Origin of the sequence: Pseudoalteromonas sp. GCY (genome assembly GCF_016695175.1) — a bacterium.
Lineage (GTDB): Bacteria > Pseudomonadota > Gammaproteobacteria > Enterobacterales > Alteromonadaceae > Pseudoalteromonas.
The window spans coordinates 118,650-137,874 of record NZ_CP068022.1 but is presented as its reverse complement, the minus strand read 5'-3'; the positions used below and the strand labels follow the sequence as shown (position 1 = coordinate 137,874).

Annotated in this window: 18 protein-coding genes; 15 read left to right on the top strand and 3 right to left on the bottom strand. The window is 36.8% G+C overall.

The window, feature by feature from the left end; translation table 11 throughout:
- From JJQ94_RS00565 to JJQ94_RS00545, 5 genes are all read left to right on the top strand, one after another.
- Positions 1-969 (top strand): TniB family NTP-binding protein, encoded by a 969-nt coding sequence (locus JJQ94_RS00565; RefSeq protein WP_099028676.1) that lies wholly within the window; start codon positions 1-3, stop codon positions 967-969.
- On the top strand, positions 969-2,300 hold the full coding sequence (locus JJQ94_RS00560; protein WP_099028677.1) for a TniQ family protein: 1,332 nt from the start codon (positions 969-971) through the stop codon (positions 2,298-2,300). The genes JJQ94_RS00565 and JJQ94_RS00560 overlap by 1 nt, the downstream gene beginning before the upstream one ends.
- A 109-nt stretch (positions 2,301-2,409) precedes the next feature.
- Positions 2,410-3,351, top strand: coding sequence for a hypothetical protein (locus tag JJQ94_RS00555; protein ID WP_099028678.1), 942 nt, complete (start codon positions 2,410-2,412; stop codon positions 3,349-3,351).
- A gap of 37 nt (positions 3,352-3,388) precedes the next feature.
- The gene (locus JJQ94_RS00550; RefSeq protein ID WP_099028679.1) at positions 3,389-3,790 is read left to right on the top strand and encodes an AAA family ATPase; all 402 of its coding nucleotides are present in this window, start codon (positions 3,389-3,391) and stop codon (positions 3,788-3,790) included.
- Positions 3,791-3,987: 197 nt separating this feature from the next.
- Entirely contained in the window at positions 3,988-4,821 is an 834-nt protein-coding gene (locus JJQ94_RS00545) for an HNH endonuclease (protein ID WP_099028680.1), read from the top strand.
- Positions 4,822-5,332: 511 nt separating this feature from the next.
- Here JJQ94_RS00545 and JJQ94_RS00540 read toward each other — a convergent pair.
- Positions 5,333-6,454 carry a hypothetical protein gene (locus tag JJQ94_RS00540; protein ID WP_099028681.1) on the bottom strand — a complete coding sequence of 374 codons (1,122 nt, stop codon included), beginning with the start codon at positions 6,452-6,454 and terminating at the stop codon, positions 5,333-5,335.
- Positions 6,455-6,530: 76 nt separating this feature from the next.
- Here JJQ94_RS00540 and JJQ94_RS24285 point away from each other — a divergent pair, with 76 nt between their 5' ends.
- The 7 genes from JJQ94_RS24285 to JJQ94_RS00510 all read left to right on the top strand — a co-directional run bounded on the left by JJQ94_RS24285 (position 6,531) and on the right by JJQ94_RS00510 (position 10,601).
- Complete coding sequence (locus tag JJQ94_RS24285) at positions 6,531-6,662, top strand: hypothetical protein (RefSeq protein ID WP_269092903.1); 132 nt, start codon at positions 6,531-6,533, stop codon at positions 6,660-6,662.
- Complete coding sequence (locus JJQ94_RS00535) at positions 6,655-6,798, top strand: hypothetical protein (RefSeq protein ID WP_172439877.1); 144 nt, start codon at positions 6,655-6,657, stop codon at positions 6,796-6,798. The genes JJQ94_RS24285 and JJQ94_RS00535 overlap by 8 nt, the downstream gene beginning before the upstream one ends.
- A gap of 100 nt (positions 6,799-6,898) precedes the next feature.
- Positions 6,899-7,798 carry an NYN domain-containing protein gene (locus tag JJQ94_RS00530; protein WP_099028682.1) on the top strand — a complete coding sequence of 300 codons (900 nt, stop codon included), beginning with the start codon at positions 6,899-6,901 and terminating at the stop codon, positions 7,796-7,798.
- A 502-nt stretch (positions 7,799-8,300) separates the two neighbouring features.
- Positions 8,301-8,525, top strand: coding sequence for a hypothetical protein (locus tag JJQ94_RS00525; RefSeq protein ID WP_138625642.1), 225 nt, complete (start codon positions 8,301-8,303; stop codon positions 8,523-8,525).
- A 127-nt stretch (positions 8,526-8,652) separates the two neighbouring features.
- The gene (locus tag JJQ94_RS00520; RefSeq protein ID WP_099028683.1) at positions 8,653-9,240 is read left to right on the top strand and encodes a hypothetical protein; all 588 of its coding nucleotides are present in this window, start codon (positions 8,653-8,655) and stop codon (positions 9,238-9,240) included.
- Between the two features lie 119 nt (positions 9,241-9,359).
- Positions 9,360-9,716 (top strand): hypothetical protein, encoded by a 357-nt coding sequence (locus JJQ94_RS00515; protein WP_099028684.1) that lies wholly within the window; start codon positions 9,360-9,362, stop codon positions 9,714-9,716.
- Positions 9,717-9,827: 111 nt separating this feature from the next.
- Positions 9,828-10,601: an HNH endonuclease gene (locus tag JJQ94_RS00510; protein ID WP_141557585.1), complete on the top strand. Its 774-nt coding sequence runs from the start codon at positions 9,828-9,830 to the stop codon at positions 10,599-10,601.
- A gap of 223 nt (positions 10,602-10,824) precedes the next feature.
- On the opposite strand, the gene JJQ94_RS00505 is transcribed toward JJQ94_RS00510, so the two are convergent.
- Entirely contained in the window at positions 10,825-11,175 is a 351-nt protein-coding gene (locus tag JJQ94_RS00505) for a helix-turn-helix domain-containing protein (protein ID WP_095209685.1), read from the bottom strand.
- A gap of 1,035 nt (positions 11,176-12,210) precedes the next feature.
- Between JJQ94_RS00505 and JJQ94_RS00500 the strand changes: the two genes are divergently transcribed.
- A complete protein-coding gene (locus JJQ94_RS00500) occupies positions 12,211-12,738 on the top strand; it encodes a hypothetical protein (protein WP_099028686.1) in 528 nt (175 codons plus the stop codon).
- Positions 12,739-12,789: 51 nt separating this feature from the next.
- Positions 12,790-15,486 (top strand): sensor histidine kinase, encoded by a 2,697-nt coding sequence (locus JJQ94_RS00495; RefSeq protein ID WP_099028687.1) that lies wholly within the window; start codon positions 12,790-12,792, stop codon positions 15,484-15,486.
- Positions 15,487-15,668: 182 nt separating this feature from the next.
- Here JJQ94_RS00495 and JJQ94_RS00490 read toward each other — a convergent pair whose 3' ends face one another.
- Positions 15,669-16,901 (bottom strand): DUF642 domain-containing protein, encoded by a 1,233-nt coding sequence (locus JJQ94_RS00490; RefSeq protein WP_099028688.1) that lies wholly within the window; start codon positions 16,899-16,901, stop codon positions 15,669-15,671.
- Positions 16,902-17,382: 481 nt separating this feature from the next.
- Between JJQ94_RS00490 and JJQ94_RS00485 the strand changes: the two genes are divergently transcribed.
- Positions 17,383-18,951, top strand: coding sequence for a heptaprenyl diphosphate synthase component 1 (locus tag JJQ94_RS00485; protein WP_236596456.1), 1,569 nt, complete (start codon positions 17,383-17,385; stop codon positions 18,949-18,951).
- Positions 18,952-19,225 lie beyond the last annotated feature (274 nt).

The window sequence follows — 19,225 nt, the reverse complement described above, 5'->3', positions numbered from 1 at the left end:
ATGACTATTAAACCATCAAACCTATTTTTAGACGCTCAGGTTAACGACGCATGGGAGCGAGTTGAATATGTTCACAGTATGTACCGTGACCCTGCCATTTTTAAACAGGCGTTGTTGATTGCTGGTGAATCTGGAGAAGGCAAAACCTTTTTACTCAAGGCATACTGTTCAACTTTAGAAAGTGTGACTACTAGTGAAAAGACAACATGCCCAGTTTTTTATTTTTCGTTTAAACAACCAAAAAAGAGTGTAGACGAGATGATTAAGCTGTTAATAGATGGATTAGGTGCTTCACCTCCACAAAGCCGAGTTAGTTCTGCGGTGCTGGAGCATCAATTTATTACGTTGTTGGAAGAACTCGAAGTAGAATTAATCATGCTGGATGAAATTCAAAGTATAGCTTCGAGCTACGACGGTATTGAGTTTCAGCATTTCATTAAGTACCTCTGTTCTTTGATTGATAACGATAAGATTAAATGTTCAATTGTGTTCGCAGGTACACCTGCTGCAAAGCGATTAATGTCATTTGGTGAAACAAATCAGAAGTTTAATGATTCAGAGCAGATGTCGCGTCGCATGATCAGGCCAATTGAATTTAAACGCATTAAACCAAGGACAAAGCATTGGGTTGATTGCGTTAATTGGTTTGTAAATCAAATAGGGCTACCAGCGCTTACGGTTGATGAGAATAAAGATTTATTTGACCGAATATATGTTGCCTATAACGAAAAGAGCCTTAGTTCCCTAAGAGACATATTTTTACAATCTAACTGTAAAAATGCAGCCTCAACAGAAGAGTTAATACCGTGCCTGAAGCATAATTTTGATTTTTTCTGTAAAGGCCAAGTTAATCCTTTTGATAAGGACATCTCTCAAGCTCATCTAGATGAGTATATAAGAGGCATTACAAGAAAAATGAACGCAGCGGAGTGTAATCATCATGAACAACTAATGGCTGAGTTCGAATAATGAAATTTGCAGTCATCCCAACGGTTTTTAGCAATGAATCAGTTATTGGTCATACGTTGAGGCTATTAAAACGAAATGGCTTTAAGCACATTACACACGTATTAAAGCAGCCTGAAATCACACGTCTTATAAAGTGGCAAAAGTCAAAAGTCGATACCCTTGATAACCTTACTTTCAAGAAAGCAGTCACACCACAAACGCCTTTCCCCTTCTGGGAAAAATCGTTATTAACTACTGTGCAAGTTTGTCCACAATGCATGGAAAAAAACGGTTATTTTCATGAAGAATGGCAGAAACCGTTCATTAAACACTGTGAAAAACACCAGTGTATGTTGGTATCGGAATGCTTATCTTGTGGTGAAAAGCTTAAGTTTGATATTCAACTGTTAGCTAACCAATGTACAAATCCAAAGTGTGGTAAGTCTCTAAGCTCTAAACCACTAATAGTAGGTTTAAATGATGAAGAACGTGTATTTGATTGTTACCTAGCTGCGTATGTACTCAATGACCTATGTGAAAGTTCGGCAAAATATCCAAGTGAGTCAATTAATCACAATGATTTATATATTGGACTTGAGTTTCTAGGTTGCGAGCAAAAAGCGAGAGCATGGCTTAACAAACTCGTTAGAAATTCAAATAAGTACATTCCACTGAATATCGTTTTAGCTAATGTATTAACGCTGACTAAATACTTAAAGTGTGATTGGCCTGCACTAGTAGTGTTCAAGAATATGTATGAATTCGAATATCCAAGCACTACAAACGATTTATTTAAGCCTATTTGGTTGACGATAGACAAAGCAACATCATTGCTTGCTATCGATTTGACAGGTCTTGAACTTTTACTAGCTTCTAAGCTTGTTTTATCCAAAACTCGCAATGGACTTAACAACCGCTCTGTAATCAATGTGTCCCCAATCTTTGAAATGCTTAAACAAAGCTCTCAAATTGAAAATATGGAGCCTTTAGCTGTCTTTAAGCAAACGATGCTTTATAACGACATTTGCATTGCTGATATTTTAATTGGTGTACTCGATGGAAAACTTAATGTTGGCTACGTAACCGATAATGATTTGCTTAGTTCACTATTTGTTAAACCTAAACAATTTAAAAGCTTTTGCAGTCAAATCTTCGGCAACAAAAGAGATGAAGTCATTTCAATACAGAAGGCAAGTCAACTAACTGGCTTATCACATAATTCATTAATGAAATTGAGAAAGCAAGGGAAGCTTAGGATTCCAGCTTGGACTTACAATACTGGACAGGTTGTTTACGAGGATGTATTACGCATTAGAGTGGAACACGCTTTTCAGTTAAACTTGGAGTTTTGATTCTGATAAATTTTAACAAGAAATTCGAAAAAATGTATCGTTAAATCAATACAAATTAAATATTTCTAATGATAATATATCTTATATAATCAATGTGATATGAACGAATATGAAGATTTTCTACGCAAACGCACCAATCTCAGAAGTCAGAAGCTTTACTTTAATGCTACTCCCCGATCATTATGGGAAACCTTTTACATATCTTTGGGACGACTTTGGTTACAAGACAACATTTAGAGGTTTTTTCCTTTACGGAAAAAATAAAGTTGATCTTGGCAATATAAAAATATTATTTAAAGATAACTTCAACAGCCATGAATATATACAGAATAAGTTCCCTTGCACAGACGGAGTTTATGATGTAAGTGATATATCTAATCATGAGTTTATCTCAATAGGTGAAGATATTGATTATTATAACATTATTAATTCCGAAAAAGAAAATAGGCGAGAAGTGAAGCAATATCTTAAAGCACTTAATGATGTATGTTTATTGTCATTGAGCAGAGATGACTTCCAACGATGGGAGGGTTATAAATTATCCTTATTAAGAGATTTATCTCTAACGTCTGTTCTATCTAAGGGGTTAAAAACTGCTCTGGGTAGTTATGAAGAACTCTCAAGTTTTTCATTAAATATAAATCAAGATAAAGGTCACTCTTTAAATTTGTTATTTAATAAGAAAACCCTGGTCCCTAGTAGAATTAATATTTTGATAGGTAAGAACGGTTGTGGAAAAACTAGAACCCTGAATTATATATCTAACATTTATACTGGGGTAATAAGCAGCCTTAACGAATGGCCGTACTGCAATAAACTTATTACTGCTTCATTCTCGCCATTTGATAACTTCCCCACAGATAAAGAACTCCACTTAAAATTAAACAGTAATAACCAAGATAGAGATAGTACCGATTATATTAATGGTTATTCATATATAGGTTTTAAAGATGACTCATCATCCTTTAACTTAGAATCTTTTATTAAAAGAAGCGTAAAATCATATATAAATTCTATTAGATTAGACGAGACGAGTAAGAAAAGATTTTAATCGTATATCATTGATACATGACACTTTAAGAAAGGCTATGTCTTTTGAACAGATTGGACTCAAAAGCTCTAATGGTCAAATAATACTGCACGATCAATATGACGAAACAGACGATATCGATGAAGCATATGGACTTGTTTTTTTGGATGAAGAATTAAATGAAATAAAGTTGAGTTCAGGTCAGAGAATGTATTCTTTATTTGTTCCGAGCATCATTAGCGAAATAAAAAAAGAGTCCTTACTGCTAATTGACGAGCCAGAGCTGTATTTACACCCTGAGTTAGAAGTTGGGTTAATATCTATGCTCAAGAAAGTTTTGTCCGAAACTAACTCGTTTGCGATTATTGCAACTCACTCCGCAATTATTGCTAGAGAGATTCAATCAGATTTTGTCCACATACTTGAAAATAATTTTAGCTGTCGAAAACCAGATATATAAACTCTAGGAAACTCTCTTGAGAGAATATCAGCAGATGTATTTGGTGACAAATTAACTGGTAAGCCTTATCAAGAAATTTTAGATGATCTTATAGACGCCAGATATTCAGGTAATATTGATAAAGCTATCGATGAACTGTCTGATGAATTAGGTTCTAAAGGAATATCTTATCTATATGCTAAGAAAAAGAAGTAACCATGATTGATGTAACAAATTTAAGACCACCAATTAATCGCTACAATGATTTACTTAATCTAGCAAAATCATCAGCTACCAAAAACTCACGAAATATAAAACGCCTTTCACGATTTATAGAAGAAACTTACAGTGACTACGATAAAATCATTACCCAGTATCATAGGAAGCCACTACCATCAAGGCTAACAAAGCATAATAAAATTATTGAAGGCTATTTTACCTCACCTCCAGTTTCTATCGGACATGAACTTTCAATTTTAAGGAATAGAAAACTGCATCAGTGTCCTTTTTGTGGGCGCCCTGGTAAACCAAGGGTGCTTGACCACTTTATCCCCAAAAGTCTTTGGCCTGAATTTTCTATATTTCCAAACAACCTTGTAAATCAATGTAACAGCTGCTCTTCTAAAAAATGGAACCATTTCTATTGCGATACAGATAAGCGTGCTAAGTTTATACATCCTTATTACTCAAGTTTGTTAACACAAGTTAATTTTAACTTTAATTTTGACACATCTGATTGCATCGATATTATTGGTGCTATTATCGAAGTAAAAATTACAATTTCAAAATCTGTACGTGGACGTTCTAGGCGTAGAATTAGAAAGCATCTAAAAGAATTAGACGTAAAAAATTATGCTTTAGAATATGCCAAAGAGAAATTTGAAGATATATTAGATATTGCAAGTTTAGAAGAGATAAACATGATTGACAGGTTAGAAGGAGAAATTAAGGTAGCACATCGAAGAAGTTGTAACCATTGGGATGGCAGAATTCTTGGGGCAATGCTAGCAAACGCTGATATAAAAGCACATCTAGAACAATGTAGCCCTTAATTATTTTAATTTTAAACACTTAGCTGTATTATCATGACAACTCCCTCCTTTGGCGGTTTAATATCAAATGTTTTATGAAGTAGTCTGATACTGATGGTATAAGTACCAAGTGATTTTGACGTAATCGCACTACTAATCTGGGCTTAGCTAGAAGAATTATAAAAGGATAGGTACGAATTGATGGTTTATTACAATAATGACCGAAACCATCAATATTAATTGTATTTTGGAAGAACGCCGCTTGAGACATAGGAAGAAGAAAACGTATTTGTGCAGAAAAAATTTAGCGCTAATCTAAGCTTAAGCTGACTGTTACCGATTGAAAACGGGTAACTGTCAGATCAACTCTGAGCTAGTATATCTCAGAATACACCTTTATATGTCTCATGCATCCTTTTATTGCAATAGTGATAAATTAGCTTTTCTCTATATAATGACTTTTCGCTGCGCTAATTTATATTCAATTCAAAGCTTTTCAATGGAGTTACTTTAATAGATTTATATTCCGTAACTATGGATTGAGCACGCCTGATAGTTTAAATTCTTTAAACCTGCTATTTACTAGAACTTTATATTCAGGATACCGACTAAACAAATCAGCAATGTCTCTTGGGTGAATACCATTTTTAATCAAATCTGATTGTACATAAGTAAAAATATTGACTAAAAAATAGCATTCTAAGCCTAAGTTTTGTTTAGAATCTTTGTATGGTAATCGAAGTATGGCAAGGTAAATTCTGAAATCTTCTAAAGTGAATAAATCGCCCGCTCGCCATCTTTGAAACCTCTTTTTGATTGCTTTGGTATCTGGGTCAATGATATCAATCTCAGCATATTTTGGGTATTTATTGATTAAGGCTTCATCTTTTGCTTGAGCAGTTAATATATCTCGATAAAATTGTTCCCAAGAGATTTTTTCTTTCCCATAATTATATTTTGCCCAACCAGCTTTTGTCTTTTCTAGAAGTATTTCTGAAGATGGTATCAATAAATGATCCTTTTTTGTTATTTCATGACGAGGTAATACTTTGTTTAGTATGCTATTCACATCACTCTCATTCAGAGCTTCTAATCCAAGTTCAATTAAAGCGCAAACATACATAGTTAACTTAGAAAAGTAACTAGCCCGTTCTTCGACGGATGGTACTGGAAACTTAATCTCAGTAAGAAGCCACTTCTGTATGTTACTATTTATTTGAGTTACATCTTTATGATGGAATAGCTCAGTAATAAGTGTTTGCTCTAATTCACAATGAGCATGAATAAAATCAAAGTATTTGTTGTCTGTGTCGCTACTATAGAACCTGTTAGCTTTAAAGCCATTAACCATAGAATCAACTAGAAACCACGCACCAAGAGTCTTCAAATCAATCTCTTCAATTGGTGTCATAGGCAGCATCTTTCCATTAAAGTCTAAAAATTCAACTAATTCATTTGTTAACTTGTCATTAGTTTCTGAATTTCTGATTTTCCTGAAGATACTTCTATCGTGTGTAATCGAAGGGTCTTGCCTAAGTTCCCTAGCAAGTTTGACAAGTAAATCAGACTCGGAGGTGAAACAGTTCATTCCTTTTGCTAGAAGGTTTGGTAGCTGATTAAAAATAAAACCAAGATTAAATTGTTCGTAAATCATTTTTCATTGAAATGTCCCTTTTTTCATTTTGCTATTAAGACACAATTGAGTTGTAGAAACAATCGAGGAGGTTGAAATGAAACCAGAAGACAATAGTTCAAATATGAAAAACGTCAACAAAGGTACTGACGGTGTAAACAAACAGTATTCAAAAATTCATGGCAATAAAAGTAAGCAACATCAAAAACAAGGAAAAAATAATGAGTAGAACCCCAAATGATGACCGTAGTGATAGCATGAATCCAAATAACGATTCTTATTGGGATAGTCTAGACAATCACGCCAACCAACTAAACCCAAACCATGATGAATACCATGGTGACGATGATGATAACGAAGAATAAGTGATTATATATACCTTCCAGCATTTCACTGCTGAAAGGTATTGAAACTAAATCTTTTTTAAGATTTACTAAATCAAATAAGGAAAAAACAGGATGTATTATGGAAAAAGTATTTGCAGTTCTAGTTGATGCTGAAAATTTTAAATCTGACGCATTCACAAGGGTGCTTGCAGAAGTTGAAAAACATGGTTCAGTTGCTCTAAAGTGGGTGTATGCTGATTGGACAAACGGATGTAATAAATCATGGGAAGATATATTAGAATTAACAGCTTCTCGGCCAAAACAACAATTTCACTATACCAAAAAAGATGACGCTGACCATGCTTTAATTATGGATGCAATAGAGTTAATTAATAATAACAAACGGATTAACTCAGTATGTTTAGTTACCAGTGACGGCGGTTTTGCAAGTTTAGCCCAGAGAATTAGAGAGTACGGTATCTACAGCATGGTAATTGGTGAGAAAAAGTCGCCAAAAAGATTAATCAGAGCTTGTGAGAATTTTGTTGATATAAATAATATAGACCGTGATGATACAGTTGAAAACGATAAAGATCTTGATTTAGAAGCTCTGCTGATTAAAGCTTATCATCGTGCGGAGATAGATGGCGAAGCTTACCTAGGTAATTTTGGAACTGCAATCAAACGAATAGACCCTTCTTTTGACCATCGTAATTATAAAGTTGCTAGTCTCAAAAAGCTAATTAAGAGCTGTGACGATATTTTTCAGATCACCCAAGAGGCTAATGATCGTTTTTACTTCACTCTTAAGATGAAAGCTGAAGGCGTGGAAGGAAAGCTTGTCAAATGCTTTAAAGGCCAAGGATTTGGATTTGCTAATTATAACAGAACTAGGTTTTTTGTTCATAAAAGTGAATTTACAAACCCAGAAGATTGGAAGAGTGTTAACACAGGCTCAATGATTAAATTCCAGTTTGACGAGAAAAACTCGAAAAATGGAAATGAAATTCGCGCTTTAAACATCTCAATTGCAAATTAAATAACCAATCATAATAGTGCTTTTTTCCACTGTAGTGTCGAATTTATGTCATTAATAGTGAAAAAAAGCACTATTGCATGAGAGGAGATGAACAGTAAAATTTAAGAGCGAAGCTTCTCTAGATGTTATTTAAAATGCTTACTTGTAGTAGCTCAAATCTGATCTTACAGTTTCGATGAATAGGTTTAGATCTCATCTGACAGACTGTAATGAGCGAACAGCGGTCATTCAAATTAGCTTTTCTATTTCGTCAAAGTATATTGCTTGCATAGTCAGGAAAGCGACCCAATCACTCGTTTTTGTCCTGAGACAAAAGCTAGAACTACTGCATTTTAGTAGTAATGGCAATTAGTTAAGAATTTTGCTACAAATGAGTCATTCAGAAAAACGAGCTACGCTGTGGTAGAAAAACGCGCGATTTGCTCGCTATAAACATGTTAGGTTACTAATGAGTACAGATATAGAACCGATGTATATTGATTGCGGTAAGCATGGAAAGCGAGTGGCTGCCGTACTATGTGGTCATCTTGTCAAACCTGAGGGAGAGCCTCTCGGTTTCATTGAAAATTCAAGCGTTCCAAATGATCTTCAAGCTTGGTGTTATCAATGTGAGGCTGTTTTTGAGGAAGAGGACGGCATGACAGAAAGATTCAGAGAGTTTAATCAAATGTCAGTCGTATGTGTTAACTGTTACGAACAAGCAGCACAGTATCACAATGTAGATTGAGGTTCGTAACCTAACAAGCTGTTTAAAATGGACGCCTTACTGCTTGGCTGGCGCTCATTCTTCGCTAATTTTAGCCAAGCGTAATCCGCCCATTAACAGGGCGTTATATTTTTCTCGGAGATTTGTTGTGAACGGAATCTTTATTGTTTTAATTCTCCCTATTTTATATGCACTTATTGCATTCAACGATTGGTACTTTATTAAGCAAGTAATGAAACATCATCGTTCATATTTACAAGGGCAAGGCTCTAATCCAACCGAAGATGAAAAATCAAAATCAGGGAAAAGCGCCGACTGGATAACTTCAAATATGTCTGAAATCAAACGACGTATTAAAAAGTCAGGTATTGGTGAGCCAATCATTAGCTACATGGATCCCAAAGGTTATGGATATGTAGCTCAACAAAATATGTCGGTTATAGATAATCTGCTTTATTTAAACAATGATGTGCAAGAGCAAGCCATTTCTACACTAAAACGTGTTAAAGGCTATTACCTTTCACAAACTAAACGTAGTCTTAGTCCATTATTCTGGCTTGAAACTCTGCTATTTCTGCCAAAAGCTATGCTCAATGCAAGTGGCATTGAAACAACTTCAAAGTTTGCTGAGACAGGTATTAAAATAGTGCAATTAATCTATTGGGTATTGGTACTATGGTTAGTAATAACTAAACCAGAATTAATAGCCACGTTGCTATCTAAAGTAAAAATATAACAAACGCATCAACGCATGGACTAACAAAGCTTGGCTTGGTTCGTGCCTCACCAATTGTAGCCAAGCTTTATTAGCCCGTTATGCGGGCGTTAGCTTTCTTGTAGGTTTTGGAGTAATAAATGGAATTAGATATTAAATCTTTAGCTTTATGGGGTGTTTTAGGTATTGCTGTGGGCGGTGGTATATATGGAGCTTATGTTAAACTCTTTGGAAAAGCAGTAAAAACTCAAGGGCAGTCTTATATTTCTCTAATAGAGTGTACTGGTTTACAGGAATCTTATGACAAAACCGAACTTATTGAGTTTTTAAAAAAATATCAAGAAAACAAAGAAGAGATTAAAAAGTCTGATGCTGTATTGACGGGCGTAAATGCTGTTATTAGTCAAAATAGTCAGCCAAAGGCCGCAGGAATGGGAATTCCATTATCAATGTGCATTGAAAATTTAGAAAAACGACTTGCAGAGCTAGAAAGCTAACAAGGCAATTATGCGTGGGACGTCTAAAGCTTGGCTGGCGCTCATTCTTCGCTAAGTTTAGCCAAGCTTAATACGCCCCATATTGCGGCGTTAGAATTTACGGAGATTATAGTGAAATTATTATCAGAAGAGCACTATTTATTAGATGGTTATGGCGCTGCTGATATTGTTGTTAAAACTATTTCCGATATAGAAAACTCCGACTGGAAGAATTTAGAGTTAGATATGCTTGGCTGCTCTGAATTAGAGCATTTGCTTGAGCATATTATTAAGTGGAATAAGACAACAATCTTACATGAAGCGATATATAACATCATTTATGCTGGTATCGAATGGTATGCTGGCAAGATAGAATATGAAGAGTTTATCAAAGAATATGCGGATATAATCACCCGAAACCGCATAAAAGGTGGTCTAGAAATCATCAATAGTGGTTTTAGTGAACAATCACTAGATGATAACTATTGGGAAACTGTTGAGACTATATCCAAAACTTTAACCGATGCAGCCTTTATTATCTTGTTTGGAGATAGGGATTTTTTGTACAAATTTCAGCTATTTTTAAGGGGAATTGTAAAGAAATCTCTTCAGGGTGAATTTCCTGACTTACTCAAAAAAGATGGTGTTTTAAAAAGACCCCGTACTCAACCTCCTCAGTGGCTTAAAAAGGCAGTATTCCACCGAGACAAAGGTAAATGCCAGTTATGCGGTAAAGATCTGACGGGTTTTTATGCTATTGAGAACATCAACTTAGACCACATGATTCCTCTCGAAGATTCTGGTAATAGTGATCCTACCAACTTTCAGTTGACGTGCGAGCACTGTAATAAAAGTAAAGGCAAAAAACTACTAGTAAAAAAAGCCGTTGTTCAGCGTTACTGGTAAATTCTAACAAGCTACTCAAAAGGACGCAAAACGCTTGGCTTGCGCTCCTTCGTCGCTAATTTTAGCCAAGCATCTATGCGCCCATTAGTAAGGCGTTTCCAACGGGGGCTTCTGGCACATATACGACTGTCAGATTTGATTGAGTTCTGTTAATCGAATCTGACAGATCGAGTTAAGACTTATTCAGCTTACTGTAAGACAAAGTCTAATCCAGTTAGCTTTTTTAAATCGTTTTACTCCACACGAAACCCGTAGAAGGCTCTTTTTCACATTTGGGTTTTGAGACACGCTTTCGTTTTATATTTCTTGTTGTAAGCAAAGAGGCTGACTTAATTGGCGGCTCCGGCATAAAGTTATCTATTTCATGTAACTTGTCTAAGGCACGCATAACAGCTAACACTTTGATCATTCCAACGCTACGTTTACCGCTCTCTAAATTCTGAATAGTTGTGACATTTACGCCAGCTTTATCAGCCAACTCTCGCTGATCTATCCCTTCATTGAGACGCGCCAGTAAGAATCGCTTACCTATCATTTCCAAGATAGCAGCATTACTCATTCTATCGAGTCGCATAATAGTGATAATTTACGCTATTGTGACTAAATATTGATAGTATAGTGTATATTTCCACTTTTATGAATTTCATCTTTTGAGACCGTTTGCTCGTACTAAGCATCAAAATACAGAATTTCATTTTCTTTGCGAGACCACTCTTAAAGGCTTTTCTTTTTAGATATAGAAATTCAGTTTAAGAGAACAATTTTAAGAACAACTAAAGACCATTGCGTAAGCAAGCCTACAGGTAGAATTTGGCATGTAACAGGCTGCCGATTTTATTGAATCTCGTATGAACAATATTTCCTACACTAGCTCCTAGTTAATGTTGAATATGTTTTTATTTGCAAAAAGTAGATTTCTGATTGAGAATCTCGTTTTGACTGATAAGTTAACGTTCTGAAGATATGAATTAGGTAAAAGTTTAAACCTGATTTGATATTAAGATCTTTGCTCCTTCGCTAAATAAATCTCAATTTAAGTGTCAGGAGTCGTGTTATCCAAAAATACCAACTTATTGAAATAGCAAAAAGAAATTAGCCTGAGATTCTCAATCTAAATGGCGGTGATCACCCCTATTGTAATTTCTTTCGTCGCATTACAACAGCAACTTTAGTATCCATATCATCAATCATGCAGTTATCTAAAGCACAATTAAAGTTGTATCTCCATAAGCTATTAACGTTTTTAGCCGTTGTACTAATTATTAGCAAAAGGCATCGTCTACTTTGGGTAGGAATTATAAAATAAAAAATTAGCTCTTAACTAAGTATTTACAGTTGGTGCTCTACAGATCAACAATAGTAGAGAAGATCTTTAAAGATTAAGCTCACAGTACTTTTGTAGTTGAAGATATTTTAGCTGCAAATAAGATGGTAGATGTGGTCTTGCAAACTATGTTTTCATGCGAGATCTGCATACCGTAGCGTGGCCTTCTAACACTTAAACAATCCATGTCATTGTTGTAGGAGAAATTCTCTAGATATGGCTCAATAACGTATTGGTTGAAACTGTTGATGAAGGGACGCATTTTATGACTAAAAGGAAATCTCTATGTTTAAAAAGATACTACTTCCAATCGCTGCAACTATGTTTTGTATTAGCGCGGCTAACGCCCTAACTCCACTAGAAGACCGTGCTCGAGTTTCTAGGATGAATGCAGATCTACTGTTGCCTGATGGTTCTACATTAAATGTAGACGTGTCATTCGATTGTGGTAGCGACTATAAAAATACGGCGCTTATGGTGATGAGTGATTCTGGAGCTCAGCTATTAGCGGCAGCCTACACACATTTATATGGTGTTGAAGCCGGCGAAGCAGTAATGCATTCTTGGAATAATAAAAAGAATGAAACTGATCCTCGTAAACCCACCTATTTGTTTGTACTTGCAGAGCGTGAAAAGCAATTTGATTGGGAAAAATCACAAGGTGACAATCAAAAACTTAACAAAGGCTTAAAGAGTGTTACAATGGAGCGTAATATAGTTGATAAAACGGCATCTGGAGAAACTAAGAACGATTTGCCTATTGTCGTAGCGGGTTGTGGTGTAAGAGATCACAATGCATACGAGGTCAACTAGGAAGTAAGGCCAGCTCTTGTGGTTGGCCGCATTTAATGAATGGATTGTCTCATGCGTATCTTCGTATTTTTATTTCTTACTGCCCTTTCATTGCAGTTACAAGCGTTCCAATTTGAACATCTAAATGGCGTCGTTCATGACTCAAACGATAACTTTTATTTGTCCTCGCACAATGGAGTATATAGATACGATGGTCGTCATTTTCTTCCTTTAAGTAAAGCAGCTGGATTACCAAGCGGTTTAGTTCGTGATATTAAGCTGCAACATAAAACTTTGTTTTCTTTGTACTCTAATGGTGACGTTTGGGTCACGGATCTAACAAGTCTAGAATCGAAAAAAATAGCGTCTGTGGAAGCGACAAAACTTGCCTTAACAAACTCATCGCTTTTCACTTTAGGAAAATATGATGTTAAAAGGATTGATCTTGATTCTGGAGTAGTTAGTACAATATACAGCAGTTCAAGCCGAGTTTTAGACATTGACGCGTTTGCAAATTTAGCCTACCTAATGACCAGAGATGGTGTGTTTATAGTACAAGATGGTGTGATTAAAACTGTTGAAGCACTAAGCATTGATAACGGAAATTTAGCGGCAACACCACATGGTGTTGTCTATTTTGTTAATAATAGGTTGAGTTACTTCTCTACCCTACAGCAGCAGCTTATCTCTAATATGGAAATACACAATGCTGATAATATCGTATTTGCTGCCCCCTATTTTATCTATTTTACAGATAACGAAAGTGTCAATGAAATCACACTCACAGACCTAAATATTACGAGAACCGGTATCAATACTAAGAAGAAAAACTACAGCAAGTTACATGTAGATGGTAAAAATCGGGTGTGGGGTTTAGGTCTAAATACGTTTGAACCAATTGAGGTTGGTCTTAAGTCTTCTGAGTTGTCGTTAGGGTCTAAATACAACGTACTTGAAGGCGTTGCTGGAGAATTGTGGGTTGGCACTACAAAAGGCATTTTTCAAAAGGCCGACAGAAATCATTTTGAGCCATTAACTCGGTTAAATAATCAAATATCTGCACAGGCATTTGAGGTCACGGCCTTTCAACTATTCAATCGCGGTCTCGCGATAGGAACCAATGTGGGTACCTATTTTGTGGATTTAGCGAGTAAGAAGGTAACAAAAGTTCATGATGATTATGTACTAAATTTTTCAGTGATCGATAATAATTTGCATATCGCAACAAATGGTTATGGGGTTGTAGAAGTTAACTCACACTTAGAATTGATAGTAGATAAAAAGCTTAGACAATTGCTTCCTAGTTTAGAAGTTTTAGACATTAATCATAGTGGGAACTATATCTATGCAAGCACCAAACAAGGTTTGTTGGTTGTTGATACACAAGACTGGACGCGCAGTCTATTTGAAGACGGTGTAGTTGTCACTGATAGTTTTGTTACAGAGGAAGGCCTATTTGCAGCGACTTATGGAAAAGGTGTCTGGTTTAAACCCAATAGTGGAGTTTGGCAAAAGTTAAGCTCACCAAATTTTGTTAAGGAGTTTGTGGAGTTTAATGACAATTTGTATTTAGCGACCAACAATGGTGTCCACATTATAGAAAGGGGCGCGGATCATACAAAATTAGTACCTGGAACAAAAGCGCACTCTTTTACGATAGGAAGTCTTAAGGTTCTGGGCGACAAGCTTTATGCTGCCAGTTCAGACTTTATATTTGAGCTCACAACGGTACCTTCTGTCGATCTTTATGCTCCAAAAGTAACAAGTGTCACTCTGGATGGTAAAACCTATTTGGAGTTTTCTGAACTGGTTAGTCAGCATCCAGCTATTGAAATAACGATTAGTGACTACAATTTTGTAGATCAGCATGTCAACTCGTTTGAAGCAAACATAAACGATACTGGATGGCAAAAATTGTTAGCTGCGGGAATGCAACTTAGCAATCTAAAACCAGGAGGATACGATATTTTATTTAGGGTTGAGAATAAGGGACGCTACAGTGACGTTACGGCGCTGACTTTTAACGTGGCTGCGCCATGGTATTCAACACCTTTAGCAATTTCAATGTATGCTGCTTTGGTCTTTATCCTAGTAATAGCGATTTCTGTGTATATATATATTTGGGTGCAGAGCTTTCATAAAGTTTTCAGGAATAATCAACGCCAATACCAAAAAGAAGACTTGAGTGATGCTGTCCTTAAAGTTGCCGAGGCTAAAAAGTTGTGTAGCGGCAATGACATTATGATTTCAGAAGGTTTAGACAAGCTTGACCAAGCACTTTTGAGGCTCGAACCACTGGCAAGAGGTCATGCGGCACTTGGTAAAGAAAAACTCAGCGTTGCTATCGGTATGTTGCAGGCTCATTGCTCATATATGAGTGATATGGAGCTCGATTTCAATATTTCCATTGGTGAGACACAACTAAAAAAACAGTTGGAAAAGGACATTTACAGTGTAACCTACCATTGTATTGATAATTCGCTTAAACACTCAAAAGCAACGCAACTCAGCCTGTCCATTAGTAAACAACAAGATCAAATTCATGTCATAATTTCTGATAATGGCAAGGGAATGGCGCTTTATTCACGACTTCATTTCGGATTAGGGATCTATACTATAAAACAAATTGCGAAAAGCTATAAAGCCAAGTTGAGTATTAAAAGCTCAAAAAAAGGAACTGCTATTCACTTTGTATTTCCTCTTTTAGAAATTGGCAGGCCGAGTAAAGAAGAAATTCAAAAAGAGGTTTTAGAGAGAATGCAGGATTAGACACCCAAACAATGTCCTTTTATCTTACAAATTTTATATGTCTTGTAAATATCAAAGCGTCTTCGCGAAGGCCTTTACAAACTTAGCAGTGTTAGGCTTCTAATATAAAACAATCAGTTACTTTAGTTATAAACAAAAAAACGCGAGGGTTTCCCCTCGCCTTGCTTATTGCTGTATTAGACCTATTCGCAGTAATTCGCTACATACGTTAAGTCGTTGATGTGCTCTGGGCCATCCATAACAAAGGTTGCTTGTGCCGTATTTGGGTCTAATGTGTAGATCTTCGCGTCTTCACCTGAGTTACGACCAGACACGTATAATGTGCCATCTGAGCTTACTGCTAAACCTGATGCCCAATTTACACCATGCTCGCCAACAAGATCTAAAGTCATGTCGCCTTTATCTAGCGTGTAAAGTGCTTTACCTGTTAGTACGTAAATCACGTTTGTATCTGCCGAATATGCGATATCACCGTGTGAGAAGTCGTCACCTGCATAGCTTAGTTTACCAAGCACTGTTTTTGCGCCAGTTTGCATGTCAAACTCATAAAGGTAAGTTTTGCTGCTTGCAAGTAATTTAGTACCGTCTGGCGTTACTGCTGAACGGTATAATGGCCAAGAAACTGCATTAGCAGCTAGAATCTGCTCTGCACTATCTAGTGAAACTTTCCAAAGTGATGAGGCTTTAGATGCACTGTCGTTTTGTTCCATAAAGTAAAGTGCGCCATTGTGCGCAGCAATATTTGAGGCTGTGTTAGCGACGCCGTCAACGTATGCATAGGTACCATTTACCATGTCGAATTTATAAACATAGCTATTGCTGTCTTCACCAAAGTTATTGATGCCATACACGCCTACTTTACAGTTTACTGGCGGCTCTGGAGGTGTAACTTCCTCCTCTTCTGTTACGACTACGTTGTCTAATAACGCACCATATGAGTCAGAAGTACCTAAACCCTGAAAACGTAACTGTGTCGAACTACCTGTCGCTTCAACCGTATACTCGTACTTTGTCCAGCCACGGGTCGTTGCATTCATCGTTACTAGTGTATTATCGCCAAACCATGCACGTGCACGATTAGTAGAGTCATCGTTTACCACTCGAGGCGAGTAGTAAAAACTCACTTTATACTTTTTACCAGCCGTTGTTGGAATATTCTGGTAGATTGTATAATTTGCAGTTGAGTCCAGCTCTAGGTATTGGTTGCCGTTTTGAGGCACGATAATACCAAGGCTTTGTTTTTGAATTTCGAATTTGGCACCTTCTCTGTTCCAACCTTGGAGATTGTCAAATAACGCCCAATCACCAGAAATATTGCCTGATGTTTCAAACGAGCCGTTAACGACTAAATTGTCGGCAGCACTTGCTGTACCAACAACTGACATTAACGCTAAGGTTGCAAAGTTAAATTTCATAGCCACTCCAATAAAATAGAGTTAATGTAAATTTTTTGTTTACAGTAACATCACTTAATATAATACCATTGTCGTATTTTTTAAGTTTGCGGTCAATGAATAACCGAAAAACCAGATTTTATGATGTTTTACGTCTCTAAATAGGTTTTTAAATTGATACTTTAGTATTGTTTTCGTGGCGTGAAAAATAGATGTTGAAGCCTATTCGTCATTTTGACTGAAGCTTAGGTTACGTATAACAAAGTCATTAAAGCTAGTGGTTAACGGTACATCTAAGAATCTTTGTTTGATTGCAGTAATGAAAGTCTAAGTAGTAGTTATCCTCGGAGGGCGCCTGGCCAAGCGCTATCGTATTATAAAGCAATTCAGCTCCTTTTCGGCCCATTTCATAGGGGGGTTGGCCAATATTGATTGTTGAAAGTCCCTTTCCCAAAGCTTTAAGTTGTATCTCTTCTGTATCTGCGGAAATGATCACAGCATTGTGATTGGTGATCTTCTCTTTGTTGGATCGAATGACTTCCTACTTACTCAGGAGCAATGGCATACAATTTTTCAGCAACAAGGCCGAAGTTTTGAAAACAAGCGCCAAGATCTCACTTTGATGCAGGATAACCTATTCGATGTTGCAGCTGCTGGGCAACGAATTATCTCTCGATCGGTAGACCAACTGACGAGTTTGGTAAAGACACTTGATGAACAAAAAGCATCATTCAGTGGTCAGGAAAATAATGTCTTCTACTCAGGGGTTGAGTTTCAACAAGGAATTTTGGACTACAAACTAGATAAAATCACTGAAATGGGACTTAAAGTGCTTGAAACCGTAATTAGTGCAGGGACTGCATTTGCGGGTGCTGCAGGGGGTGACACCAGCGGCCTGAAAGACTTGGTCGCGAGCTTACCCGCCACAATCCAAGAGATCAATGAGTTAAAGACCAAAATTAATGATATCGCGTCACTAATGGATAAAGTACAAACGGTTAGCGGCCAGTTAAACGTGCTATCGCAAAAAACCGCTGATCCGTTTTCTAGCAGTGAGCTTGCACCAGAGTTCAATCGTCTTAACTCACTCATTCCAACCAAAGAAGAGGCAAATCGAATTTGGGACGAATTTTTGATAACCGCTAAGGCACAAATGAAAAAGGCCATAGATGAAGACATTGATGGTGCAAGCAACTATCTTGTTGCTATCGAAAAGTTGATTAATCATGGCAAGGCAATAGTTGCTGTAGAGATTGATATTGCCCAAGAGCAGTCTAGACAGATAGATTTGCGGATCACCGCTGATGCAAAGCTTAATCAGATCAATCGTATAGATGCATTTTTACAAAACAATCAAAACAGTCTAGATGAAATCCAGGAAATGGAGGAACAGCTATTCCGGACTCTGAATAATCTAAGACATCCGATATTTGTTGCATTAACAAACTATCAGGCGGCATTTAGCTACTGGTCTCTTGATGACACCATGGTAACACCAAGCCTTAATCAAAGTTATCAAGAATACCGTCACGACTTAGCCTTACTACGTGAGCAAGAGGCCGCGTCATTATTGCGCTTTAACCCTCGACCTCAAGATTTTATGCTCACCATAGAAGAGTTAGATGCGCCGCAGCAATTGCTGGATTTTGCGCAAGACGGTGAAATGAGTTTTACGCTGTCATTGGAAGATATTGATTTTTCCCAGTTTGATCGAGTTAGATTAGACGAGGTCAATGTTGTACTAGAAGGTTCAGGGTTGAATGAGAACCAGCGCTATGATATCGAAGTAAGATCTAGTGGTTCATATCAAGATAGGTTTAAAGGGCAACCCTATCAATTTAGTGCAGAATCGTTATACCGATTGGTAAGTTACGAGTTGTTAGATAGTGAAACGACGCACATAGATCCAATCACCAGTGGTGCAATCGCAAACGATTATGCGATTAATTATTTTAAACCAACTCCGTTTACCACTTGGTCAATTAAGCTGAAAAATCCACAGCTTTATGATTTAACTAAAGTGACGAATATCAAAGTGTCGTTTAAAGGAAATGCGATCCCCAAACAATAGTGTAGCACTTGCACTTTACAGCCTAGTAGGCGCCACTTCACGTGGAGACCTTTTAACAAAAGCTCGCAGGATTAACCTGCTTATATGGACTCCTCCAATTGTACAAGCCATTTTTAGCATTATTAGTGTGATTGCGTGCTTATATCCGGGCTCTTGATGAGGTGCTACCTCGGCCTCTTTGATGTATTCGCGCCCTTGTGCCTTATCTCCTACGCGGTATTTGTATACACCTGCGGTTTAACAGGCTCTCAAGGGTGGGTCTCACCGCTTAATG